Source organism: Frondihabitans sp. PhB188 (assembly GCF_003752365.1).
Classification (GTDB): Bacteria; Actinomycetota; Actinomycetes; order Actinomycetales; family Microbacteriaceae; genus Frondihabitans.
The window spans coordinates 41,984-65,784 of record NZ_RJUO01000006.1; the positions used below are offsets into that span (position 1 = coordinate 41,984).

General features: G+C 63.8%; 21 protein-coding genes and 1 pseudogene. 8 read left to right on the top strand and 14 right to left on the bottom strand.

What is annotated here, in order from left to right:
* Positions 1-165 precede the first annotated feature (165 nt).
* Positions 166-768: a DUF2510 domain-containing protein gene (locus tag EDF46_RS16805; protein WP_123507638.1), complete on the bottom strand. Its 603-nt coding sequence runs from the start codon at positions 766-768 to the stop codon at positions 166-168.
* Between the two features lie 3 nt (positions 769-771).
* Positions 772-1,032 (bottom strand): hypothetical protein, encoded by a 261-nt coding sequence (locus EDF46_RS16810; protein ID WP_123507640.1) that lies wholly within the window; start codon positions 1,030-1,032, stop codon positions 772-774.
* Between the two features lie 494 nt (positions 1,033-1,526).
* On the opposite strand from EDF46_RS16810, the gene EDF46_RS16815 reads away from it, so the two are divergent.
* Positions 1,527-2,294, top strand: coding sequence for a glucose 1-dehydrogenase (locus EDF46_RS16815; protein ID WP_123507642.1), 768 nt, complete (start codon positions 1,527-1,529; stop codon positions 2,292-2,294).
* A 65-nt stretch (positions 2,295-2,359) separates the two neighbouring features.
* Here EDF46_RS16815 and EDF46_RS16820 read toward each other — a convergent pair whose 3' ends face one another.
* The 11 genes from EDF46_RS16820 to EDF46_RS16870 form a co-directional block, all read right to left on the bottom strand.
* Positions 2,360-3,184 carry an MIP/aquaporin family protein gene (locus EDF46_RS16820; protein WP_123507644.1) on the bottom strand — a complete coding sequence of 275 codons (825 nt, stop codon included), beginning with the start codon at positions 3,182-3,184 and terminating at the stop codon, positions 2,360-2,362.
* Entirely contained in the window at positions 3,181-5,070 is a 1,890-nt protein-coding gene (locus EDF46_RS16825) for a glycoside hydrolase family 15 protein (protein WP_123507646.1), read from the bottom strand. The genes EDF46_RS16820 and EDF46_RS16825 overlap by 4 nt, the downstream gene beginning before the upstream one ends.
* 134 nt (positions 5,071-5,204) lie before the next feature.
* Positions 5,205-6,410: a DUF2254 domain-containing protein gene (locus EDF46_RS16830; RefSeq protein ID WP_148061263.1), complete on the bottom strand. Its 1,206-nt coding sequence runs from the start codon at positions 6,408-6,410 to the stop codon at positions 5,205-5,207.
* Positions 6,411-6,549: 139 nt separating this feature from the next.
* Positions 6,550-8,298 carry a cytochrome c oxidase subunit I gene (gene ctaD, locus EDF46_RS16835; RefSeq protein ID WP_123507650.1) on the bottom strand — a complete coding sequence of 583 codons (1,749 nt, stop codon included), beginning with the start codon at positions 8,296-8,298 and terminating at the stop codon, positions 6,550-6,552.
* Between the two features lie 494 nt (positions 8,299-8,792).
* Entirely contained in the window at positions 8,793-9,998 is a 1,206-nt protein-coding gene (locus tag EDF46_RS16840) for a permease (protein WP_199738315.1), read from the bottom strand.
* A gap of 411 nt (positions 9,999-10,409) precedes the next feature.
* Complete coding sequence (gene eno / locus EDF46_RS16845; protein ID WP_123507654.1) at positions 10,410-11,744, bottom strand: phosphopyruvate hydratase; 1,335 nt, start codon at positions 11,742-11,744, stop codon at positions 10,410-10,412.
* 64 nt (positions 11,745-11,808) lie between these two features.
* Positions 11,809-12,294: an inorganic diphosphatase gene (locus EDF46_RS16850; RefSeq protein ID WP_123507910.1), complete on the bottom strand. Its 486-nt coding sequence runs from the start codon at positions 12,292-12,294 to the stop codon at positions 11,809-11,811.
* Between the two features lie 20 nt (positions 12,295-12,314).
* Positions 12,315-12,686, bottom strand: a complete 372-nt coding sequence (locus tag EDF46_RS16855) for a CrcB family protein (protein WP_123507656.1) — start codon at positions 12,684-12,686, stop codon at positions 12,315-12,317.
* The gene (locus tag EDF46_RS16860; RefSeq protein WP_123507658.1) at positions 12,683-13,195 is read right to left on the bottom strand and encodes a CrcB family protein; all 513 of its coding nucleotides are present in this window, start codon (positions 13,193-13,195) and stop codon (positions 12,683-12,685) included. Before EDF46_RS16860 ends, EDF46_RS16855 begins: the two co-directional genes overlap by 4 nt.
* Positions 13,192-13,935, bottom strand: coding sequence for a 2,3-diphosphoglycerate-dependent phosphoglycerate mutase (locus EDF46_RS16865; protein WP_123507660.1), 744 nt, complete (start codon positions 13,933-13,935; stop codon positions 13,192-13,194). Before EDF46_RS16865 ends, EDF46_RS16860 begins: the two co-directional genes overlap by 4 nt.
* Positions 13,932-14,438 carry a universal stress protein gene (locus tag EDF46_RS16870; RefSeq protein WP_123507662.1) on the bottom strand — a complete coding sequence of 169 codons (507 nt, stop codon included), beginning with the start codon at positions 14,436-14,438 and terminating at the stop codon, positions 13,932-13,934. The genes EDF46_RS16865 and EDF46_RS16870 overlap by 4 nt, the downstream gene beginning before the upstream one ends.
* 304 nt (positions 14,439-14,742) lie before the next feature.
* Here EDF46_RS16870 and EDF46_RS16875 point away from each other — a divergent pair, with 304 nt between their 5' ends.
* The 5 genes and pseudogenes from EDF46_RS16875 to EDF46_RS16895 all read left to right on the top strand — a co-directional run bounded on the left by EDF46_RS16875 (position 14,743) and on the right by EDF46_RS16895 (position 19,114).
* The gene (locus EDF46_RS16875; protein ID WP_233580089.1) at positions 14,743-15,795 is read left to right on the top strand and encodes a sulfite oxidase; all 1,053 of its coding nucleotides are present in this window, start codon (positions 14,743-14,745) and stop codon (positions 15,793-15,795) included.
* A gap of 113 nt (positions 15,796-15,908) precedes the next feature.
* Complete coding sequence (locus tag EDF46_RS16880; protein ID WP_123507666.1) at positions 15,909-16,469, top strand: uracil-DNA glycosylase family protein; 561 nt, start codon at positions 15,909-15,911, stop codon at positions 16,467-16,469.
* Between the two features lie 251 nt (positions 16,470-16,720).
* Positions 16,721-16,993: pseudogene (locus EDF46_RS18970) on the top strand (transposase); the annotation flags it as partial.
* A gap of 99 nt (positions 16,994-17,092) precedes the next feature.
* On the top strand, positions 17,093-18,139 hold the full coding sequence (locus EDF46_RS16890; RefSeq protein WP_233580090.1) for a YeiH family protein: 1,047 nt from the start codon (positions 17,093-17,095) through the stop codon (positions 18,137-18,139).
* Positions 18,140-18,211: 72 nt separating this feature from the next.
* Positions 18,212-19,114 carry a LysR family transcriptional regulator gene (locus EDF46_RS16895; RefSeq protein ID WP_158614294.1) on the top strand — a complete coding sequence of 301 codons (903 nt, stop codon included), beginning with the start codon at positions 18,212-18,214 and terminating at the stop codon, positions 19,112-19,114.
* A gap of 312 nt (positions 19,115-19,426) precedes the next feature.
* Here EDF46_RS16895 and EDF46_RS16900 read toward each other — a convergent pair whose 3' ends face one another.
* Complete coding sequence (locus EDF46_RS16900) at positions 19,427-20,674, bottom strand: IS256 family transposase (protein WP_123507674.1); 1,248 nt, start codon at positions 20,672-20,674, stop codon at positions 19,427-19,429.
* Positions 20,675-20,864: 190 nt separating this feature from the next.
* On the opposite strand from EDF46_RS16900, the gene EDF46_RS16905 reads away from it, so the two are divergent.
* Positions 20,865-22,472: a phospholipase D-like domain-containing protein gene (locus EDF46_RS16905; protein WP_233580091.1), complete on the top strand. Its 1,608-nt coding sequence runs from the start codon at positions 20,865-20,867 to the stop codon at positions 22,470-22,472.
* Positions 22,473-22,520: 48 nt separating this feature from the next.
* On the top strand, positions 22,521-23,795 hold the full coding sequence (locus EDF46_RS16910; RefSeq protein ID WP_123507676.1) for a phosphatidylserine decarboxylase family protein: 1,275 nt from the start codon (positions 22,521-22,523) through the stop codon (positions 23,793-23,795).
* The last annotated feature ends 6 nt before the right edge of the window (positions 23,796-23,801 follow it).

Here is a 23,801-nt window from a genome sequence, read left to right on the forward strand (position 1 = left end):
AGTACCCATTCGCGCGAGCAGAGTACCGGGTTGCCGCGAACAGAGTACCGAATCGCGATCAAAGTACATACTGAGCTGGTGGGTACTTTGATCGCGCTCTTCAAAGCGCTCGGTCCCTGTGGATAACCGTGGCGAATTGGGCGCTGTTCGGTACTCTGCTCGCGCCTAAAGACCGCGCAATTCCGGTGGGCAGTCGTTGTAGCTTCCGACGCGCCACGTGTCGTGCCCGGGGTGGATGTGGTCGGTCCACTGCTTGCCATCCCACCAGCGTTTGTGGCCCTTGGGGTCGAGCCGATCCAGGTAGTAGCCGGAGTGCGGCCTCGGCTGACTAGCAACGAAGGGCGGTTGTTCGACGGCTTCGTCGGGAAAAGGCCGACCGAAGTCCCTCGGGATGAGCGATTCCCTGGCGAGCGTACGACTTATGCGTTCTGCATGCTCGTCATAGGCGTGATCGACCAGGTTCACGGACCATTCGTCGTTGCCTCCGCGGAGACCGAAATCGGCGGCTGCCTCGAGGTAGCTGGTTTCGAGCTCGAACTGCCAGGCCACCGGGCCCTCGCTTGCCGTGCGTGTAGTAGTCCTGCGGCGCTCCCATCGGTCGAAGCGTCGGAACATCTCCGTGAAGGTTCGGCCACGGTTGTCGTCACCCACGTTGTTGAAACGGCTTGAGAGCTCGTCGTCGTAGGACGTCCACAAGTCACCTTCCAACGATGCGCGGACATCGAGGACGCCGCGCCCTCCTGCGACGTAGGCAGCATGCCGGATCATCGCTTACACAGGTTCGTAGACGGTGAAGTTGGTGATGCCCACTTCGGTCATGATCTGGCCAATTCGGTAGCCGATCTCCCGCTGCTTGTCGTCGTCGCCGGCGAGAATCGCAGACTGAATCATCGTGATCCTGCCCATGCCGCCTGTGCGACTGAATTTCACCGGTGCGATCTTCTTCGCGCGGCGCAGCGCCGCCGCCGCCGGCTTGGGCAGCTCGACTTGAGAGACCAGATCATGCACTTCCGGCCCGAGAACGGTGGACACCGCGGCGAGATACCTGGTCGGGCTTTTCTGAAACTCCACCACAGACTGGCCCCTCTCATTTGCACCCACGCTGACAACTCCAACGGAGCGCCCGCTGCCACTCTTTCAGCAACCTCCGACTCGACGGCGGAGCCAACCCCGGCGGCGGCTCGCAAACTCACGTCGCCGCTGTCGGCATCGATTACTGATCGAGCGGCGTACTCAGCGGATCAGATCAGTGTCAGCTGTCTGCGAGACGAATAAGGGGACGCCACGGGGCGTCACCGATCAGCCATTTGGTAACAAGGAGGTGTCACTTCCATGCCTTTCTCTCTGCCTTCGATAAGCGCCATTACCCGTGTTGACCTCTTTTGGCCCCTTTGAGATTTGGGGAACGGGTTTTTTGGCTGGGCTGCCGACGCAAGGCTGCAACTGGCGCGGTGCCTGGGACGCTCGACAGTCCCGGAGTAGCTTCCAGAGGACGTGGCAGGTTGCTATGCGGAACGGGACATCCCATGCTTTTGGACGGTAAGACGATCATCGTGACCGGCGGTAATTCCGGTATTGGCGAAGCCATCGTGATCGCGGCGGCGCGAGAGGGCGCCAATATTGTCATCGATTACGTCGCACATCCGGAAGAGACCACGTCGCTCATCGCTCGGATCGAGAAAGAGGGCGGTAAGGCAGTCGGGGTCGACGCGGATGTCAGCCAGGCTGCCGGGTTGCACCAAATGGTGCAAGCCGCCGTGGACTCGTTCGGCCGGCTGGACGTGATCATCAACAATGCTGGCATTGAAACCCGCACAGGGATCCTAGACACGACCGAGGAGGACTTCGAGAAGGTGATGGCGGTGAACTTGAAGAGTGCGTTCTTCGGTACCCAGTTCGCCGCGAAGCAGTTCATCGCTCAAAAAACGCCCGGTCTTGTGATCAATATTTCGTCGGTGCACGAGGATTGGCCGATGCCGGGAAACATCGCGTACTGCGTGTCTAAGGGCGGGACGCGGATGCTGGCCAGGACGGCCGGGGTGGAACTGGGCCCGCACGGCATCCGGGTGGTGAATGTCGCGCCCGGTGCGGTGGATACTCCGATCAACACGTCGACGACGTCGGACCCCGAGAAGTTAAAGCAGCTTGACGCGGCGATTCCGGTGGGTCGTCTGGCTGAGCCTGATGACATCGCAGAGATGGTGGTGTTTTTGGCGTCTGGGAAGTCGTCGTACATGACCGCGACGACCGTGTTCATCGACGGCGGCATCATGCAGGGCAGCGTCGGCCTGTAGTCGGGTTGGCCCCGGTGCCGAGGCGGGTCACACGCCGGCACCGGGGTCGAGTTAGACACGTTCGGCTAGTGGTGGCCGGCCGCGGGGAGGGTGGTGCCCATGGTGGAGCGGTATCTCGGGTCATGAAACAGCTTTGTCGTGAGCACTTCGGTGCGCTGGGCGAGGGAGAACAGGGCCACGGCTGCGGCTGCACCCAGAAGGGGCCCGAGGACATAAATCCAATACGTGCCAACGCTCGGTGCGATCAGTGCAGGTCCCAGGCTCCGGGCCGGGTTCATGCTGGTTCCTGTTAGAGGTGCCAGCTGCCAGACGAAGACGGCGATAAGGACCCACAGCAGCAGCGGGGTGAACCGTGCGATGCGGTGGTGACTGGTCATAAAAAGAATCGTCAACAGAAGGCAGGCAGTCATTCCGGCTTCCACCGCCACGGCGAGGAAGTCAGGGACACCCGGGCCGGGTGTGGTGGCTCCGTCAGAGACGCTGGCTGCTTGGTTTCGCCATAGGACGTGGGCGGCGAGGGTCCCAAGGATCGCGCCTGCGAACTGGGATACCAAGTAGCCGACAAGATCGTGCCAGTGCACTTTGCGTTGCGTCCAAAACGCCAGGGTAACCACCGGGTTCAGGTGTGCGCCAGAGCGCCGACCGAGAGGGCTGATGGCGACGAGACTGCCAGTGCCGGCGAAGATGAGCCCGGTCAGTAGCAGCCGCGTCGACATCGGCAGAGCCCGTAACGGGGAGCTGGTCCCGAAGTCGAAGCAGATGGCGGAGATGCCGACGAGCAAGACGATGGCGGTGCCAAGGAGCTCGCAGAGCCACTCGACTGGGTGGAACCCCGGTTGGGGTGGGGTCGCATGGCCCCTTGACGGGTATGGACGGTGTTTCGTCGTCATGTGTGGGTCACGCCTGAACTCTCGGACCTTGGGTCGTGGTCGCTGGCGGGCTTCGAGGCGTCGTGGGGGTGCGTCTGCCCGGCCAGGCGGCGGCCGCGGTTGCCGCGGGAGTGGTCGAGGGCGGCCTGGATCGCGTCGGCGGCGCGGACGAGCGCCAGGTGGGACAGCGCCTGCGGGGTGTTGCCGACGTGGTGGCCGGTTGAAACCTCGATCTCCTCCGAGAGCATGCCCACATCGTTGCGGTACCCGACGAGGCGGTCCATGAGGTCGGTGGCGTCGTCGATCCTGCCTGAGCGGGCGTACTGCTCGGCAAGCCAGAACGAGCAGGTGAGGAAAGGGTTTTCCGTGCCCGTCAGCCCGTCGATGCCGGACTCGGTGCGGTAGCGGACCAGGAGGCCGTCTTTCAGGAGGTCTTGCTCGATCGCCTTCACCGTGCCGAGCATGCGCGGGTCGTGGGCGTCGACGTAGCCGACCTGCGACAGTTGCAGGAGCGATGCGTCGACCTCGTGCGAGCCGTAGGTCTGGGTGTAGGTGTTGCGGTCGGCGTCGAACCCGTGGGTTTCGATCTCCGTGCGGACTTTCTCGCGCAACGCCATCCACTTCTCGATGGGGCCGTCGAGGTGGAACTGCTGCACCCCGCGGACGGCACGGTCGAGTGCGGCCCAGATCATCACCCGGGAGTGGGTGAAGTGCTGCTCGGGCCCGCGGATTTCCCAGATGCCGTTGTCGGGGCGGTCCCAGTTGTTTTCGACGTACTGCATGAGGGCACGCTGGAGCGCCCACGAGTCGGCGCTTTCTTCAACTCCGAGTTCGCGGGCGTCGTGGAGGGCAACCATGACTTCGCCGAAGACGTCGCCCTGGTATTGGGTGAAGGCGCCGTTGCCGGTGCGCACGGGTGCCGATGACCGGTAGCCGGACAGCTTGTCGATGGTGTTCTCGAGTAGATAGCGCTCTCCGCTCAGCCCGTACATGATCTGCACGTCGGCGGGGTCGCCGGCGATCGCCCGGAGGAGCCAGCTGCGCCAGCCGGCGGCCTCATTGGCGAAACCGTGGAGGATCAGTGCCTGCAGGGTCATCGACGCGTCGCGGAGCCAGACGTAGCGGTAGTCCCAGTTGCGGGAGCCGCCGAACTGCTCGGGAAGGCTCGTTGTCGCTGCGGCGACGATGCCGGAGGTGTCTTCGTGGGTGAGCGCGCGGAGCAGCAGAAGTGACCGGTGTACCTCCTCACCGTAGGTGGCCGGCGCGTCGGAGTGCGAGGCCCACTCCTGCCACCAGGCGACTGTCTCGTCAATCCGCGTGCTGACGTCGATCGGGGCCGGAGGTTGGCGATACGAGGGGTACCAGGTGAGGGACATGTCGATGGTGTCCCCTTCCGTTACCTCGAATTGGGCGGAGTGGGCGTGATCAGCTGCCGTCAGTTTCGGTCCGCGGATAATGACCGCGTCCGGGCCCGCGATCGCGATCAGCGCGTTCTCACCGTGGTCCGGTTTCTGACGAACCCACGGAATGGTGGTCCCGTATTCGAACCGGATGCGGATGTCGGCTGACATGGGCACGGTGCCGCTGATCCCTCGGACGCGGCGGAGAACGTCCGCCCGCCGATCGCCGGTAGGCATGAGGTCGGTGACTTCCACCTCGCCCATTGGGGTCCTCCATGTGGTGACCAGGACAAAGGTGTCGTCGACGTATTTACGGGTGCAGGTCGCGGCAGTGTCCGTTGGAGCGACCAGCCACCGCCCGTTGCTCTCGTCGCCAAGGAGAGCCGCAAAGGTTGAGGGGGAATCAAACCTGGGCAGACACAACCAGTCGATGCTGCCGTTGTTGCCGACGAGGGCGGCGGTGTGGCAATCACCGATCAGTGCGTAATCTTCGATCGCGAGGGGCATGCGCTCATCCAAGCACTGTGCCCTGACCGACATGAGCAGTCACAAAAAATGCTTATTGAGCACCCTCGGCAAACCCGGCGGCCACCTCGCAGCGGTCCGATCTCCTTGCGGGTGCCGGCGGCATCGATACGGTTTTAGGACGGTGAGGTCATGGTGGCGAGTGCATCGGTGAGGATGACGGTGGTGGAGGCTGGCGCTGTTGTGAGGAGCCGGTGGGCCAGGCGGGTCGCGGCATCAATGACGAGGGGATGCTCTAGCCCGTAGGTGGTGATACCGGCGAAAACGTCTCGAATGAGGTCGTCGGGCGGTGGCCAGTGCACCATCACCCGTGTCGTGTCGTCGCAGGTGAGGGCGGTTGCTGCGCAGGGGCGGGTGAGAAGCGGAACCAGAGCGGTGCTGGCAAGGTCGAGCGCAGTGACGGCGGTGTAGGGGTCGTTGGTTCCGGATGCCAGGCCACGGACGGCTACTTCGACGAGTTGTTGCAGCGCGAAGCGGACGTCCTGGTGCGGGGTGCGGGCGGTCCCGAACGCGAATGCGCTCTGCACCTTTTTCGTCACGTCGGCGCTTCGGTCTGCGGGGATGACCTGGACGAGGGTGTCACCTGGGATCACGAACGTTCCGGGCATCGCTATGACGTCCAGGACACAGTCCGCGGCGATGGCGATGTCGCGGAGCTCATCAAGGTCGATTTGCTCCACATACCCGTCCGCTTTCGACGGGATCTCAGCTGCACTGTTGGGGTGCAGCAGCGGTGCCGAGGTGGTGTTTTCGGCGGTTTCTTGTGGGTAGATCAGGTTGATGGCCTTGAGTAGGTCGGCTTGAACCCGTTTTTGGAGGGTGGTGATTTGGACGGAGTCGGCGATGTGATGGATGAAGAACACCAGCACCGCGACGTCCAGCACCCCGAAAAGCACGGCGAGGTGAATGGAGATAGTGGGAACGAATCCGCTGCCCTGGTCGGTTTCGGAGCGGACGGCGCGGAGGACGACGAGGGCGTAGAGAAACGTGGAGGTGAACACGGCTAACACGATCTGATTGGCCCGGTCCGCGAGGAAGTTCCGCACCAGACGGGGCCCGTAGGTCGACGAAGTAGTGGCGAGAACGGAGATGGTGATGGAGAAGGAGGTGCCAGCGACAGTCAGCATCGAGGTGCCGATGATCGACAGGATGCTCCGGCCCGCGGAGGCGCTGAGCGCGTCCAGAAACGGGATGCGGCCACCGTTATCGACAAGGGACTGATCGATGGTGACAAGCACTTCCGCAAGGATTATGGCGGCGATGCCGAAGACGGCAGGCAGGAACCAGAACGATTCCCGAGCACGGAGGACGAAGGAGCGCATCTGGCTCACCTCCTTCTTTGATCTTGGCTCGGGTGAGGATCCAGTCCACCAGATAGGCGGCCATGATTTGGGCAATCGCCATTTTCCTCATGAACGGGACCGAAGAGTGGCCTAGTTGATGTCGGCGGGTCTTGGCTGCTTACTTCATCTTGCCGTCGGAAAGGTCGTGCACGTCGGCGTCCGGGGCGTCCTTGACGGGGCCGATTCCTTGAGTCATGCCGGCTTCGGGGTGGTTCATGTCGAATGCGGGGGACTCGGAGCGGATGCGGGGGATGGTGGTGAAGTTGTGCCGCGGCGGCGGGCAGGACGTAGCCCATTCCAGTGACCGGGCGTACCCCCAGGGGTCGTTGACTTCGATCTTTGGTGCGGTGCGGGCGGTGATGTACACGTTGTACAGGAACGGCAGCATCGAGATGCCCAGGAGCATGGACCCGGTTGTGGACAGCTGGTTTAGCCAGGTGAACCCGTCGGAGGGCTGGTAGGTGGCGTACCGGCGGGGCATGCCCTCGACGCCGAGCCAGTGCTGGATGAGGAAGGTGGTGTGGAAGCCGATGAACAGCAGCCAGAAGTGGATTTTGCCGAGCCGTTCATTCAGCATTTTCCCCGTCCACTTGGGCCACCAGAGGTAGAAGCCGGCGAACATGGCAAACACCACTGTGCCGAAAACGACGTAATGGAAGTGCGCGACGACGAAGTACGAATCCGACACGTGGAAGTCCAGCGGCGGTGAGGAAAGGATTACGCCAGTGAGTCCGCCGAAGGTGAAGGTGATCAGAAACCCGATGGCCCAAAGCATGGGGGTTTCGAAAGTGATGGACCCTTTCCACATGGTGCCAACCCAGTTGAAAATCTTCACCCCAGTGGGGACTGCGATCAGCATCGTCATCAGGGAGAAGAACGGCAGCAGCACCGAGCCGGTGACGTACATGTGATGCGCCCACACCGTCACTGACAACGCGGCGATGGCGATGGTCGCATAGACGAGGGTTTTGTACCCGAAGATCGGTTTCCGGCTAAAGATCGGGATCGTCTCAGAAATGATGCCGAAGAACGGTAGGGCGATGATGTACACCTCGGGGTGGCCGAAGAACCAGAACAGGTGCTGCCACAGGATCGCCCCGCCGTTGGCCGGGTTGAAGACATTCGCGTCGAAGACCCGGTCAAATCCGAGGCCGAAGAGCGCGGCGGCGAGGACGGGGAACGCCATGATCACGAGAATTGAGGTCACAAGGGTGGTCCAGGTGAATTGGGACATCCGGAACATCGTCATCCCGGGGGCTCGCATGGTGATGATGGTGGTGATGAAGTTCACCGCGCCGAGGATCGTGGAGAACCCGGTCAGGGCGAGGCCGAAGACCCAGAGCTTCCCGCCGATACCGGGGGTGAACGTGGTGTCAGATAGTGGGGCGTAGGCGAACCAGCCAAACGACGCGGCGCCCTGGGGTGTCAAGAATCCGGAGACGGTGATGATGGCGCCGAAGAAGTACAGCCAGAATGCGAACGCGTTGAGGCGGGGGAAGGCGACGTCGGGCGCACCGATTTGGAGCGGCATGAGGGCGTTGGCGAATCCGGAGAACAAGGGGGTGGCGAACAGCAGCAGCATGATGGTTCCGTGCATGGTGAACAGCTGGTTGTATTGCTCTTTCGTCGCCACGACTTGCATGCCCGGCTCAAACAGTTGGGCGCGGATCACCAATGCGAGAACACCGCCGAACATGAAGTAGCTGAACGACGTGATCAGGTACATGTTCCCGATCACTTTGTGATCGGTTGATGTCACCCACGACACCAGGCGGTTGCCCTTACGGCCCACCCGCGTGGTCAAAAATTTGCCTTCTCGTGGGTGCTCTGCAGATTGCGCTGTCGGCCGGGGGGCGTGTGTCGTCATCGATGATTCCGTCCGTCGCACTGGCCAGCCGATTTTAGCTGCCCGCTTGGTCGGGCAGCTGCCCGTAGGATCCGTTGCGGGCGGCGGTCCTCCAGGATCAGGGATCGCGCAGAGAGCACGTCGTGACCACGTCGAAGCGGGTCACTAAAACGCCGTCCTTTGGCGATCTCGATGCCGGCGAAGCCGACGCCCTGTCTGCAGATGGCCGTCGAGTCACCGTGGGTACAAGGCGACGGAGAGCGGTGCGGCGGGACGGGCGGCGTCATGGCTGGTCTTTCGCTCAGAATGCATCGAGGCAAAACTGGCGACCACGGTCCGAGGCAACCATGGGTGACGATATGCGCCTGCAGCCCCATGGTCAATGCCCGCCGGTACGTTCCCCCTTGCAGACTGCTCTGCCAGACGGCAGACCGGGCTAACGCGAACGCATCACTACCAGGTCCACCCTGCGATATCGGAGGCCCTTCGGAGACGGGTTCCGTTGTCACTGCCGGTCACGCCTCGTGGTGCCGGTGACCTGGCGACTCCTTGACGGAGTGGTTCTCGCCGTCGTCGACGGGGTCAGGTGTCCCACTCATCATGCGGAGCATGGACCAGGAGCCGCTGCGGATAAAGACTGCGAGCAGGATCGCAGCAATGACAAGGAAGACGATGTTCAGCCAGGTGGTGTAGTTCCAGCTGATCGAGGCCCCAACAATCGACAGGTGCCGGTTCGTCGGGATCAGCTGAAGCGGTGTGAAGATCAACTCGACCACGTAGCCGGCGACGACCATCGCACCGTAGAAGATCCCGGTGATGCGGAGAGCCGCTTTGAGGCCGTAGTACTTCTTGTAGATGATGATGATCGGGATGATGATCAGGTCGGCGAAGATGAAGCTGACCACCCCGCCGAACGAGATCCCACCGTTCCAAAGAACCGCAGCCAAAGGCACATTGCCCACGGAGCAGACGAAGCTCACCATCGCCAGAAGCGGACCGATAATCGGGTCAACAAGAAATGCCACTGTCGGGTGCCCTTCGAAGAAGAGGGCTTGCAGCCACCCTTTGGGGACCCAGGCGTCGAAGGCGCCGGCGATGAGCAAGCCGATGACGATGTCGCGGAGGACGGAGGCCCAGTCCATGACGAAGTACTGCGACACGCTCGTCACCCCAGGACGCGAGAACAGACGCTTCCAGAACCCCTGGTTGCCAGCGACGGACATGTCCATCGCGGCGTGACCCTCCATTGATCCGGCGAGGCCCTTCTCGGCTTGTTCGCGGGCGGCTTCGACGATCTTGCCCCGCATCCAGAGGCGGAAGCCCAAAGCGATGAGAATGATCATGATCGGGCCGCCGACGAATTCCGCGACGGTGAATTGCCACCCCATCACGAACGCCAGGATCAGCCCCAGCTCAACGACAAGGTTCGTCGAAGCAACCTCAAATGCCATCGCCGATGAGAAGCTGGCGCCCTTCCGGAACAGTGCTCGAGCCAGAGCGACGGCCGCGTAGGAACACGACGACGACAGCGCACCAAGCCCGGTCGCCACACCTATCGCCCGAGGCGAGTCATCGTTCATCAGCTTGGTAATCCGCTCCGTGCGGACCACGGCCTGAATAATCCCGGACAGGGTGAACCCGAGAATCAAGGGCCAGAGGATCTCCCACCCCATCGACCCTGCGGCGGCCAGTGCGTCACCGATCCCGCGCAAGACGAACACCCTCAACCTCGTTCTTTCATGGCCCGGCTTGCGGTCCTGGTCAGCGAAGTCGACAGCAGACCTGGCCTCCAGGGCACTTCGCTGTCCTGTGACGTTTTGGGCATTGGTAAAGTCTCACGCGTCACCGATAAGCGTTTCTATTATGCCTGGCGGTCTCACATAGCCCTCCATCCCGGGAACCCATTTCGGACGCAGTTACGGACGTGTCGCGTCCCTTATTTTTCTGGCGTGTTGGGACGGCGGGGAGTGGCCGGTTGAGGGATCGGTACGGAACGGGTGCCACCTCTTATGGAAGGGGTGGCACCCGCCCGTCCGGCCAGCCGACTAAGGAAACTGGCCGCTTTGCTGCACACGCTGGGCGTGTGCCGGTCCGGGTTGGTCGCTCAAAACCGCCCGGAACGTCTATGAGGATTAGCCGATCAGGCCGTAGGGCAGGTCGGGGTTGAGGTCGCTGATCTCGGTGAGCCGGTTGTATTTGTCGACGCGTTCTCCGCGGGCGGGGGCTCCGGATTTGATTTGACCGGTTCCGGTGCCGACGACGAGGTCGGCGATGAACGTGTCGGTTGTCTCTCCGGACCGGTGCGACACCATGCTCTGCATACCCGCGGTGCGGGCGGCAGCGATGGCGTCGAACGTCTGGGAGACGGTGCCGATCTGGTTGGGTTTGATCAGGGCCGCGTTGGAGAGTCCCTCTTCGCCGCCGGCTTGGATGCGGGCCGGGTCGGTGACGTAGAGGTCGTCACCGACGATCTGAATGCTGTCGCCGAGGCTGGTGAACATCGCTCTCCACCCGTCGTGGTCGTCTTCGGAGAAGCCGTCCTCAATGCTCCTGATCGGATACGAGCCGACAAGGCGCTCGTAGTACGCCACCATCCCGGCCCGGTCGAGAGTGCGATCGGCGATCCGGTAGTTACCGCCACCGGTGGCAAATTCGTTCGCGGCCGGGTCAAGGGCGATTGCGAGTGCATCGGCGCCGGGCTCGTAGCCGGCCCGCTGGATCGCGGTGACGAGGAGGTCGAGGGCTTCTTCGGGGGCTCCGATCGAGGGGGCGAAGCCGCCTTCGTCGCCGAGGCCGAGCGACCCGAACCGGTCCCGGACGAGGCCCGCGAGGGCGTGGTAGACGTCTGTTCCGATGCGGACGGCGTCGGTGATGGTGGCGGCGTTCACGGGGGCGATCATGAACTCTTGGAAGTCCAAGGCGTTCGCGGCGTGCGCGCCACCATTGAGAACGTTGAAGTGCGGCACGGGAAGCCGCGGGGTGCTGCGTGTGGCCTCCGCGATCCACTGCCACAGCGGCAGCTGGGCTGCAGCGGCGAATGCCCGCGCCATGGCGATGGACGTCGCGACAACCGTGTTCGCTCCGAGCCGCCCATACCCAGCAGTGCCGTCGAGTTCTGCCAGGGCGCGGTCGACGTGGCTGATTGAGTCCCAGGACCGACCGGTGATCAGGGGCTGGATCTCTGTGTCGAGGAGGTTCAGGGCGTGGGTGACGTCCCGGCCGCCGTAGGGGGCGCCGCCGTCTCGGAGTTCTTGGGCTTCGTGCGCTCCGGTGGAGGCGCCCGCCGGCGCGTCGCCGGTGACCTGTGTGCCGTCGGTCAGTCCCAGGTGCACCCGGATTGTCGGGTAGCCGCGGGAGTCGAGGATGCGGCTGCCCCGCACCTCGGCGATCGAGGCCGGGTGGGAGGTCAGGGTGACGTATTCGCCTTGACGGTGGGAGTGGTGCAGGTTGCTGATGTAGTCGTTCATGGCCGGAATCCGTTCAAGAAGTGGTGCAAGAAGCCCCAAGAATGTGGGGCGGTGGGGGTGACGGTCACGGGTGCAGGGCGGCCTGCTGTTGTGCCCTGTGGGTGACTGCTTCGGCGTCGGCGCGTGAGGCCCACCCGTTGGTGGTGACGTGCTTGCCGTGTTCGATCTCTTTGTAGTGGGAGAAGAAGTGCTCGATCTCCGTCAGCGTCGCGTCGGGGACGTCGGTGATGTCACTGAGGTGGTCGAATCGGGGGTCGCCGTTCGGGACGGTGAGGATCTTGTCGTCGCCGCCGTTCTCGTCGACCATGCGGAGCATCCCGATCGGGCGGACGTCGATGACGACTCCAGGGAATGTCGGGCGCGGCAGGAGCACGAGGGCGTCGAGGGGGTCGCCGTCTTCGCCGAGGGTGTCGTCGATCGAGCCGTAGTCCTGGGGGAACACCATGCTGGTGAATACGGCCCGGTCCAGCCGGATGCGGCCGGTGCTGTGGTCGACTTCGTATTTGTTGCCGCTGCCGCGGGGGATCTCGATGGTGACGTCGAAGTGCATGGTCAGGGTCCTGTCGTAGATCAAAGGTGGGTGCCGAGGAGGATGCCGGCGGTCGCTGCGGCGACGGAGACGACGAGCATCCCGAGACCGTTGACGGCGGCGGCGGTAATGCGGCCGCCGCGGGCGAGGCGGACCGTTTCGAAGCTGGCGGTGCTGAACGTGGTGTATCCGCCCATCACCCCGGTCCCGAGAACTGCCACGGGAAACTCCCCGAGGTGTAGGGCCGCGCCGGTGAGGAGCCCGAGGAGGAGGGAGCCGGTGATGTTGATCGTCAGGGTCCCGACCGGGAGACGGAACTGTCGGCCGGCGTTGACGCTCCCGTCCAGCAGGAATCGCAACGCAGCACCGATCCCACCCCCAGCGGCGACGGCGAGAACAGCCAGCCCGCTCACGAGGTACTCCCTGGGGTGGGGCGGGGCCTGAACCTGCCGGCGATGGTGAGGCCGACCGCGGTCGCGATCGCACCGGTAAGGACGGTCGTGAGGGCGTACCCGGCGGCGGCAAGTCCCCGGTCGGCCAGGAACAGGCCGGCGGTCGTGGTGGCGAGGGTGCTGTAGGTGGTGAACCCGCCAAGGACACCCGTCCCGAGCAGCAGCCGCAGGATGCGGCGGCGGCCTTCGTCGGGGCCTCGGTGCGCGAGCGCTTCCAGGAGCACCCCGAGTAGGAGGGCGCCTGTGACATTGATCCAGAAGATGGGCCAGCTGACCCCGTCGTGTGCCGGGTAGGCGGAGCTGAGGAGGTCTCGGGCTGCCGTGCCGAGGGCGCCGCCGACCGCGACGACACCGAGATACCGCCAGCGCAGGTGCACGGGCCGCATGGTCTTCTGCGGGTCGCCGACGTCGATATCCGGATCGTCGGGAAGAGAGTTCTCGGGCATGGTGGTGTCCGTTCGGGTAGTCATGTTCCGCCTTCTGCCGCGACGAGGGCTGCGGCGTCGTCTGCTGTCGGGTCCAGATACTCGCCACCACGCGGGCGCAGCGTGTTGCCTTCACCGACCCGGTAGCGCAACGGTTGCCCGGTCGGCAGATTCAAATTTGCGACCTCTTTTTCGGTGAGGTCATCGATGCAGGCGCACAGCGCCCGGAGTGAGTTGCCGTGCGCGACGACCAGCACCGTCGCCCCGCCCAGCACGGCAGGCAGGAGGTCGGTCCCGTACAGCGGGCGAACCCGTCGGACGACGTCGGCAAGCGATTCCGTCCGTCGAACAGCTCTTCTTGGGAGCCCGCGGAGGGCCGGGGTGTGGCGAAGAGCCCACCAGTTCCGGAGTGACATTGTCGGTGGCCGCCCGGTCAAGGACCGGCGCACGCGCGTGAACTCCACCTCGCCCAGCGCTGCTCGAGCGGTTGCTTTGCTCTGCCCGGTGAGAGCCCCGTAGTTGCGTTCGTTCAACTCCCACCGCTTCGTTGCCTGCTGGGGCAATCGGAGCTCGTGGGTGACGAGGTCAGCCGTCCGGACCGCACGTTGCAGGGTCGAGGTGACGACGATCGTCGGCGTGATGCCGTTCGCGCGGAGCAGCTCCGCCGCCCGGACGGCTTGCCGCTCGCCCTCCTGGGTGAGCGGGACGTCGAGCAGGCCGGTGAAAGTGCCGTTAGCGTTCGCGGTGCTCTCCCCATGACGGAGGAGAACCAACTGACCAGTCATGAAGCATCCCAGGGCAGCGGGTCGTCGAGTCCGACCGGATTCGATGGGACCACGACGACGGGACGATGTTGTTGGTGGGCCAGCCGGGCGGCGACCGAGCCGTTGAAGAACTCCCCGATGCGTTGCCGGCCCGAATCGGTGCCGACGACGATCAAGCCTGCGTCGTGATCCTCGGCGACGGCCGCCAACGCACGGGCGGGCATCCCTGCCCGGAGAAGGAAATCGACCGGAACCCGGTTCTCGCCGGCAATGGTGCGAACAGCGTCCGTTTCGTCATCGGACAGGCCGCGGGGTGTGCTGTCGGCCGTGTCCGGGTCCAGCGGCTCGATCATCTCCGACCCATCAGCGCGCTTACCCAAAGACAGCAGAGACGCGTCAACAGTGACGCACAGCAGGGACGCGTGAAACCGGTGCGCAAATTCGGCAGCGGTCCGGACGATGCCGGGTGCGAATCCAGGTTGCAGTCCGACGACAATCACGGCCGAATGAGCTGGTGTGGTCATTTCGTTCCCTACCTCAGGCGCGCGTGAGCGCGACCATATGAGATAGGGACTGTTGTCGACGACTGTCGAGGTTGGGTCCGGCAAGCCCCACTGCCGGGTCTGACGACTCCCTCAGTATGCACCCGGAAAACGCACGGCGTTCAACATCGACTGGGTTTCCTCGTGGCGGTCGCTTGCCGACGGCGTGGGACCGCGTCGGAGTACCGTCTGACTCATTCGGGTTCGACGACATAGTTGCCCGAAGATAAGGTCGAGCAGCGAAGGGGACACCATCGTGGAGTGGTCGAAGCGGTTGGATCAGATCGTGCACGAGCACGACCCTTTCAACGCCGAACCTGATCCGCGCCAGCTCGGGGTGGATCGGGTCACGGATACGACACGGTTCTACTCCCGGAACCATGGCCCGATCCCGACCATTGATCCCGTCGGGTGGGAACTTCCCATCGACGGCCTGGTCGGGCAACCTATCGTGCTCCGCCTTTCGGACCTCCAGTCCCGCTTCGAGCACGTGACGATTGACGCGACCTTGCAGTGCGCCGGGAATCTGCGGTCGGGACTGTTCTCCGTCGCCGAAATCCCAGGCGAAGCTCCGTGGGGTGCCGGAGCGACGTCCTCCGCCGTCTGGACAGGGGTCCGCCTGGCCGACGTCCTCGCCTTCGTGGTGGTTCTCCCCGAGGCACGCCACGTCGTCTTCGAAGCGCCGGATGTGTCGCAAATCCCGGATGAACCGCAGTCCTACGGCAGTTCGATCCCGCTGCGCAAAGCCCTTTCGGGGGAGGTGCTTTTGGCGTGGGAGATGAACAACGAACCGCTCCTTCCGATCCACGGCGCACCCGTCCGGGTTGTGGTGCCCGGGTTCATCGGGGCCCGGAGCGTCAAGTGGGTGACCCGCATTCACCTGGAGGCGGAGCCTTCGACGAACTACTTCCAAGCGACCGCCTACCGGCTCCTCCCACCGGAATTCGACCCGAAAAAGGCTGGCCCAGGCGATGGGCTCTCCCTCGCTTCCGTCGCCCTCAACTCCGCGTTCTTCCTCCCCGACACTATTGACGTGCCCGTCGGCGCGTTCCGGCTGGACGGGTATGCGTATGCGGGAGATGACCGCGCGGTCAGCCGGGTCGACGTGTCGATCGACTCGGGGGCCACCTGGACGTCGACGCAGATGGAAGAGCCGACCAACGAGTGGACTTGGCAGTTCTGGCACGCCGACGTGTACCTGACTGCCGGCACACACGAGGCAGTGGTCCGCGCCTGGGACTCCACCGGGGCGCTCCAGCCCTCGGACCCGGAAGACGTCTGGAACCCTAAGGGGTACGTGAACAACTCCTGGAAAAGAATCATCATCACCGCCCGCTAACCCAGACCCTGGAAGCGGCCTTGCCGAGACGCGAAGGCATCCTTGCTGAGGGTTCGTGCTCGCCTAGACGCGGCGCGCTTCTGAGGTAAAAACCACACACTGAAGATGACGTCATGAAAATGCAGACACCTTCGCACTTGGTGAAGCTGAACCAGTTGGCAACGTCCTGGCGTCAGCCAGCAAATGCCCCGGATCGTTTTGTCCCCGGATTCGACCCGAACTCCGGGGGCGAAGCATCCACTGTGTTGGTGCTGATGGAATCGCCCGGACCGGCGACCATCGCACAGGGCGCCGCCGCGATCAGCAGCGAGGACAACCCTGGACCCACAGCACGGGCCTTTCGGACTGCACGGATCGAATCGGGTCTTGCTCGCCACCAGTATCTGCGCTGGAACGTGATCCCGTGGGCTGTACCGCGGTCCCCGACCGTGACTGATCTCGAGGACGCACGAGCGGCTCTGGAGCAATTGCTCGGCGTGCTCGTGGATGTGCGGGCGATCGTGACGTTCGGCACCCCGGCTCTGACCGGGGTGATGCGGCATTTCACTCTCTCCGCTGACGTCCGTGTCGTACCGGTTCTGGCCGCCCCGCACCCGTCGCCAGCAAACGCCACGAGGTTCGAGGAAAAGCACCGCCGCGCCGTGTCAGCGCTCCGCCTCGCCGCGGCGCTGTAAACCTGCGCGGTTTTCAGACGGTTACCGGGAAGTCCTCGACGGGGAGTCCGGCTTCTCGTTCCAGGTCGGCGTCGACCATGTCGGTGACCAGCAGCTGGAATCCGACGGTTGGTGTTCAACCGACGACTCGGCGGGCCTTGGCAGAATCGCCAATGAAGAATCTCGTCATCACCGACGCTCACACCGGGTTGAAGAAAGCCATAAGCACCGTGTTCCACGGCTCGAGCTAACAGTTTCACTGGGTCCATTTCCAGCGCAACATCCTGGGTGTGATCCCGAAGAACAACGGGGCGGTAGTCGCCTCGGTCATTCGCACGATATTCGCTCAGTCCGACCGAGAACACGTAATCAACCAGTTCGACGAGGTCGCCGGATGCTGCATCGCTCCCACCCGAAGGTCGCTGCGATGCTCGACGACGCCCGCTCTGACATCCTCGCGTTCGCGGATTTCCCGCAACGGCATTCGACGAAGATCGTGGTCCACGAACCCCTTAGCCCAGCGGGGTGACAACGTTTGGTTGTGACGTGACAGCAGGTTGCGTCTTCCTGAGGTGTCGGGTGTGGCCCAGCATGGGGGAGTGTCCACTTCTAGCGAGTCACTCGCAGCTACACCTTCCACCGCTTTGGCGGCAAAGATCCCTGGTCTTGTTCTCTCCGTCGGTATCGCCATCGTCGCGACGGTCGCAGCGCGGTTCATTCCGTTGATTGGTGCGCCGGTGACGGCGATCATCATCGGGGTGCTGATTTCGACGTTCCGTCGTCCGAGTGCCCGATTCATTCCGGGGGTGAAGACGGCGAGCAAGTTCGTGTTGCAGTTGTCGGTGGTGGTGTTGGGGTCGCAGCTGTCTTTGGCGGAGATTGCGCAGGTGGGGTTGGAGTCCCTCCCTGTCATGATCGGCACCCTCCTCGTCTGCCTGGTGGCGGCCTATCTGGTTGGTCGGGCGCTGGGGATCGTGGGGGATCTCCGAACGCTGATTGGTGTGGGGACCGGGATCTGTGGGGCGTCGGCGATCGCTGCGGTGACTCCGGTGATTGGGGCGGTGAGTATCGATGTGGCGTACGCGATCTCGACCATTTTCCTGTTCAACGTCGCTGCAGTGCTTCTCTTTCCGGTCCTGGGGCATGTGTTGGGTCTCAGTCAGCATGCGTTTGGCCTGTTCGCGGGGACGGCGGTCAATGACATGTCGTCGGTGGTGGCGACGGCGACAACGTACGGGCCGGCGGCGACACAGTTCGCGGTGGTGGTGAAGCTGGTGCGGACGTTGATGATCATTCCGATCAGCCTTGTCCTGTCCTGGTGGGCGGGCCGGACACTTATCGCTCGCGACGCGTCGGCAGGTGCAGCGCCTGACGGAATGCCTGGTCCGCAGTCCTCGGTCGTGGTGCCGAGGCGCCGGGTGAACGTGTTCAAGTTGGTGCCGTGGTTTTTGATCGGCTTCATCGTCGTTGCTGCCGCCAACTCTGTCGGCCTCATCCCCACGGTCACACACCCGACCCTCAGCGCAGTGTCGGTGTTCCTGATCACAGTCGCGTTAGCAGCGATCGGGTTGTCGACGGATGTGGCAGGTTTCCGGAAAGCAGGCCCACGCCCTCTGATCCTTGGCGGGGTGTTGTGGGTCATCGTGTCCGCGACCAGCCTCGGGCTCCAGTTCGCCTTCGGCCTCAACTAAACGCCTGGACCTACCTGCTGCCGTTCAGCCGTTACGCTCCGAAGCATCCACAAATGGATGGAGGAGCGGTTCATGAGCGAGGTGCTCCCTGATGTGACGACGTTGCGGATCGTCCGGGCCATCGGCACCACCGGGAGTTTCCGGCAGGCCGCGATCGCGGCCGGACTGTCGCAGCAGGCGGCGTCTGCTCGGGTCGCCGCTACCGAAACCCTCCTCGGATTCAGCCTGGTGGACCGCACCCGGCAGGGCTCAACACTGACCGCCGCAGGTCATCTTGTCGTCGAATGGTCCGCCGGATTCCTCGAGCAGGCCGACCAGCTGACCAAAGCCCTCCGTACTCTTCGCACGGGCCCCGCCACGCACCTCACAGTCGCCGCCAGTCAGACGATCGCCGAATCGTTCATCCCGCAATGGATGGGGGAGTTTCGTCGAAGGACCGGCGGGGAGCAGTCGTTCCGGTTGACGTCGGGAAACAGCACATTCGTCATCGACGAAGTCCGCCACGGCCGTGCCGTCGTCGGTCTCATCGAAACCCCCGACATTCCCGACGACCTCGACTCCGCCCTCATCCGGCACGACGAGCTGACCGTCGTCGTGGCGCCCGAGCACCCCTGGGCAAAGGGCCGCCCCGTGTCGGTAGGCGAGTTGGCGGTGACACCATTGATTACCCGAGAAGCCGGTTCAGGGACCAGACGCACCCTCGAACTCGCCCTCCAGGTTCACTACCCGCAGTTGGTTCTCGCGGAACCGGCCGCAGTGCTGTCGACGGCTGGCGCGATTCGTGCTGCTGTGGCCTCGGGGGTGGGGCCTGCCGTGTTGAGCATCGCGGCGGTCCACGACGACATCGAGCGCGGCACCCTGGTAGCAGTCCGAATCAACGACCTTGTCCTCTCCCGGCCGTTGACTGCCCTCTGGGCACGCGACGCCATGCTGCCAGCTACCACGGAAACCCTCTTCACGATCCTGCGCGAATAGGCAGCATTTGTGTCGGTGCTGCGGGTGCAGATCCAGTCGATTTCGTCAGGGAGTAGCTGGAAACCACGGGATGTTTCTGCGTGAAGAAGAGGACGGAGTCAAGGGCCCCGCCCACACAGTGATTGCGGGCCGCCAAGTCCGGACTGAGTTGCAAATTCGGACTTACAGCGATCACAACCCGGGGAGGTACGTCGAGGGGAAAGCATCACTCTTCGATCGGGACCTTGTCTCGGGTCAGCCGTCTCCGTTTGCCACGCGATAGTTGGCCGTGGGTAAAGTCCCATCGTGTGGTGTAACGGGTGATCCTCCGGTTTAGGCGCTGAGGGCCATGATCGTGTCGGTGCCCACCTCGCTTCCGGTGTCGGTGACGGGCCGCATTCGGGAGCGGGCGAGGATGTCGAGGCCGAGGTAGCGGCGCCCCTCAGCCCATTCGTCGGTCTGCTCGGCGAGGACCCCTCCGACGAGGCGGATGATCGCGTCGCGGTTGGGGAAGATCCCGACGGAGTCGGTGCGGCGGCGGATCTCCCGGTTGAGTCTCTCGTTGGGATTGTTGGACCAGATCTGCTGCCAGAGGTCCTTCGGGAACGTCGTGAAGGCGAGGATGTCGGCGCGGGCGGTGTCGAGGTGCTCGGCGACCTTGGGGAGCTTCTCGGTGACGTAGTCCAAAGTGCGGTCGAACTGGGCATTCACCGCAGCGGCTTCGGGCTGGTCGTAAACACTGTGGAGCATCGCTTTCACCGCCGGCCACATGCTCTTCGGCGTGACGCTCATCAGGTTCGCGGCGTAGTGGGTGCGGCAGCGCTGCCAGGCAGCGCCTGGCAGGTTCGCTGTGATCGCGTCTTTCAGGCCAGCGTGCGCGTCGGAGGTGACGAGCTGCACTCCGGTGAGGCCGCGGGCGACGAGGTCGGCGAAGAACGCGTTCCACGCGGGCCCAGTCTCGCTCGTGGCGACTTGCAGGCCGAGGACTTCTCGTCGGCCGTCGCCATTGACTCCGGTCGCGACGAGCACGACAGTGTTGATGACTCGGCCGCCCTCTCGGACCTTCATCGTCAACGCGTCGGCGGCGACAAAGGTGAACGGGCCCGCGTCCGCCAGGGAGCGGTGCCGGAACTCGTTCACGTGCGTATCAAGGTCGGCAGCCATCCGAGAAACCTGCGATTTCGACGGCGAATGGATACCGAGCTGTTTCACCAACTTGTTTATCCGACGGGTCGAAACCCCGGCGAGGTAGCAGTCCGCGATCACCGTAATCAGTGCCGCTTCGGACCGCTTCCGGCGCTCGAGCAGCCACTCCGGGAAGTAGGTTCCGGAGCGCAGTTTCGGGACGGCGACATCGATCGTTCCGGCTCTGGTGTCGAGGTCCCGGTGTCGATAACCGTTGCAGTGAGTCGTGCGGTCGGGGCTTCGTTCGCCCCATTCGGCGCCGACGACAGCGTCCGCGTCGGCGGAGAGGAGGGCATTGATCATCGTCTGCAGCAGGTGCCGCATCAGATCCGGGGACGCGTCGGTCAGGGCTTCGCCGAGCAGGCCAGCGGGGTCGACAATATGGGGAGCGGTCATCGTGTTGATGCCTTTCGAGAGGGTTGTAGGAGATTCCTCGAAGGATCACACGGTGGCCGCGTCCACGTCAGCAACGACGCTCACGACCACCGATCAGTTACACCACTATGCGGGACTCAACTACCCGTCGGGGGTCCTTGCCTGGGGTAGCGCTGCGGTACACGGGGCGGGATGTCGTAGTGTTCGGCGGGTGAGCGCTGATGCCGGTAGTTGGTTCCTTGACCGCGACGAATGGGGCCCGTCGGTGTCTGACGTCCATAACGGTGGCGCTGGTCCCTGGTCGGAGGGGAACCATGTTCGTCCGCTGGTGCATGGTGCTGTGTATTTCGCCAGGCTTCATGAGGAACTGACGGCGTTGGTGGCGGGGGACCGGGTCTGGTTCACGGATTGGCGGGGCGACGCCGACGAACGCCTCCTCCCGGAGGGGCCAACGGTGGGTGAGGTGTTGGCGGGCCTGGCGCGCCGGGGTGTTGAGGTGCGCGGGCTGGTCTGGCGCTCACACGGGGAACGGATCTCGGGGCCCATCAGCGGCCGATCGAACCAGCTCCTTGGCGAAGAAATCAACGAGGCGGGTGGGGAAGTTTTGCTGGATCAACGGGTCCGCCTGTTCGGGTCGCACCACCAGAAGTTTTTTGTCATCCGTCGGCGAGACGACCCGGCCAAAGATGTCGCGTTCGTCGGCGGCATCGATTTGTCGCACACCCGGAGAGACGACGCCGACCACCGAGGCGACCCGCAAGCGCTCACGATGGACTCCCGGTACGGGAAGACCCCGCCGTGGCACGATGCCGCCCTGGAGCTGCGCGGCCCGGTCATCGCGGATCTTCTGGCGATTTTTGCAGAGCGTTGGGATGACCCGCACCCGCTGGATAGACGGACCCCGTACCGGATGCTGATGCAGCGCCTGGCTCGGATGCCCCGGCACCCGGAACCTCTTCCCGAGGCCGCGCCCCCGCCACCGGTCGCGGGCCGCCACGCAGTGCAGCTGCTGCGCACCTACGGGCACAAAAGACCACCGTTCCCCTTTGCTCCTGGAGGCGAGAGGAGTATCGCCCGCGGGTACGCGAAAGCCTTCGCGAGAGCGCAGCGGCTCATCTACATCGAGGATCAGTACTTGTGGTCCTTTGAGGTTGCCGCCGGCATCGCCGACGCCCTGCGGAACAATACGCATCTGCAGGTCATCGTCGTTGTTCCCCGCTACCCCAACTCGGACACTGCCTTGTCGGGCCCACCGTCTCGGATCGGGCAGATCGATGCCATCCGGCTCCTCAAGCAGGCCGCGCCTGGTCGGGTGGGCGTCTTCGACCTAGAGAACGCTGCCGGGACCCCCATCTACATTCACGCCAAGGTCTGCATTGTCGACGACGTCTGGATGACGTGCGGGTCGGACAACTTCAACCGGCGTTCCTGGACCACCGACAGCGAATTGACGTGCGCCGTCCTCGACATCACCCCCGCCGAACCCGACGCGGATGAGAAAAGTCTTCAAGACGACAGCCCCCGGAAGCTGACCCGTGACCTCCGGATGCAGCTGTGGGCGGAACACCTCGGCCTCGACACCGCCGACCCGCGCCTGCTGGATCCTGCGAACGGCTTGACATTATGGAAAGACACAGCCGATGTGCTCGATCACTGGCATGACACCGGGCGGAATCAGCCACGCCCGCCCGGCCAGATCCGACACCACACCACCGAACCCGTCACGCGGTTCCAGCGGTTGTGGGCACGCCCCATCAATCGGCTCGCCGTTGACCCGGATGGGCGGCCGCGTCGACTTCGCGGCACAACCCAGTTTTAGGAAGGCCGAAACGTCGCTCTTCCAAGCGCACCTGAGTAGCTTTCGGTCATGAGCACACAGGATGCACCGTCGGATCACAAACGCCGCAACGGGTGGCTGCCCGCCAACCAGGATGACCTAGAGACCTGGTTGGAGGGCCATCAAACGCGAGTGGACGCGCGACCCGCTGACAAGGCGATGCAGCTGGTGGTGACTGAGTTTCGCGAGCTAATCGATACGGAGCCGGTGGTGCGGCTTTACCTAACCGAGATGATCGATCAGGTTCCCCGAAATAGTGCCTACCGGAAGCGACACCTGAAAAACGTTGACCAGCTGCTGCTGATGATCGATGAAGTGTTGACAACGGCACCGGAGTTCAGCGACGGCGGCATGGTGACGACTCCGCTGACAGCCATCTTGGACTGGACGATGGGAACCCCGGCCGGGTTCGCCGCATACCGTGACCCGCGCATCAACGGCATGTTCCAAAAGATCCTCCAGACGTGGGGGGAGTTCCTCAGCAGCCCCGACTCCCGCTACGTGCTCAACGATTCCCCTCAGGGGTGGAAGTCCGAAGCCGCAAAGCAGATCGTCGGGATCGATGATTACCGGCACGACCCGGCAAAGCAGTACTGGGGTTTCACGTCTTGGAATGACTTTTTCACCCGCCGCCTCACGGCCACTTCCCGTCCGGTCGCATCGCCGGAAGATGATTCGGTGATCCTCAGCTCGTGTGAGTCGACACCGTACAAAATCAGCACCGGGGTGCAACGCCGAGACCGGTTCTGGGTGAAAAGCCAGCCGTACTCCCTCGAGGACATGCTCGCGAACGACCCGTCGGTGGATAAGTTCGTCGGCGGAACCGTCTATCAAGCGTTCTTGAGCGCGCTGAACTACCACCGCTGGCACAGCCCCGTCTCCGGCACCGTGCTGCGCGCCTTCGTGCAGCCAGGCACCTACTTCTCCGAGGCAGACTCCGAAGGCACTGACGCGACCGAGCCCAAGAACTCCGAAGGGTACCTTCCCCATGTCTCCGCCCGCGCAATCCTGATCATCCGGGCCGACAACCCCAACATCGGACTCGTCGCCGTCATCGCCGTCGGAATGATCGAGGTGTCTTCCTGCATCATCGACCCCGAAGTCACGCCAGGCCATCACCTGAACAAGGGTGATGAGCTGGGATACTTCCAATTCGGCGGTTCCACGGAGTGCCTGGTCTTCCAACCCGGCGCAATCCATTCCTTCACCCTCTGCGCTCTCCCGCAGCCAGAGAATCCGGAGGCAAAAGCCGTGAAAGTTCGCTCCCATCTGGCCACCGCCCAAACCCCCGCACCCATTTCCTGATGAGGA

What these genes read in the sequence shown, in the direction of transcription:
- EDF46_RS16805 (WP_123507638.1), bottom strand. Translation starts at nt 768, where the DNA reads ATGATCCGGCATGCTGCCTACGTCGCAGGAGGGCGCGGCGTCCTCGAT.
- EDF46_RS16815 (WP_123507642.1), top strand. Translation starts at nt 1,527, where the DNA reads ATGCTTTTGGACGGTAAGACGATCATCGTGACCGGCGGTAATTCCGGT.
- EDF46_RS16820 (WP_123507644.1), bottom strand. Translation starts at nt 3,184, where the DNA reads ATGACGACGAAACACCGTCCATACCCGTCAAGGGGCCATGCGACCCCA.
- EDF46_RS16825 (WP_123507646.1), bottom strand. Translation starts at nt 5,070, where the DNA reads ATGCCCCTCGCGATCGAAGATTACGCACTGATCGGTGATTGCCACACC.
- EDF46_RS16830 (WP_148061263.1), bottom strand. Translation starts at nt 6,410, where the DNA reads ATGCGCTCCTTCGTCCTCCGTGCTCGGGAATCGTTCTGGTTCCTGCCT.
- ctaD (WP_123507650.1), bottom strand. Translation starts at nt 8,298, where the DNA reads ATGACGACACACGCCCCCCGGCCGACAGCGCAATCTGCAGAGCACCCA.
- eno (WP_123507654.1), bottom strand. Translation starts at nt 11,744, where the DNA reads ATGAACGACTACATCAGCAACCTGCACCACTCCCACCGTCAAGGCGAA.
- EDF46_RS16850 (WP_123507910.1), bottom strand. Translation starts at nt 12,294, where the DNA reads ATGCACTTCGACGTCACCATCGAGATCCCCCGCGGCAGCGGCAACAAA.
- EDF46_RS16860 (WP_123507658.1), bottom strand. Translation starts at nt 13,195, where the DNA reads ATGACTACCCGAACGGACACCACCATGCCCGAGAACTCTCTTCCCGAC.
- EDF46_RS16865 (WP_123507660.1), bottom strand. Translation starts at nt 13,935, where the DNA reads ATGACTGGTCAGTTGGTTCTCCTCCGTCATGGGGAGAGCACCGCGAAC.
- EDF46_RS16870 (WP_123507662.1), bottom strand. Translation starts at nt 14,438, where the DNA reads ATGACCACACCAGCTCATTCGGCCGTGATTGTCGTCGGACTGCAACCT.
- EDF46_RS16880 (WP_123507666.1), top strand. Translation starts at nt 15,909, where the DNA reads ATGAAAATGCAGACACCTTCGCACTTGGTGAAGCTGAACCAGTTGGCA.
- EDF46_RS16895 (WP_158614294.1), top strand. Translation starts at nt 18,212, where the DNA reads ATGAGCGAGGTGCTCCCTGATGTGACGACGTTGCGGATCGTCCGGGCC.
- EDF46_RS16900 (WP_123507674.1), bottom strand. Translation starts at nt 20,674, where the DNA reads ATGACCGCTCCCCATATTGTCGACCCCGCTGGCCTGCTCGGCGAAGCC.
- EDF46_RS16910 (WP_123507676.1), top strand. Translation starts at nt 22,521, where the DNA reads ATGAGCACACAGGATGCACCGTCGGATCACAAACGCCGCAACGGGTGG.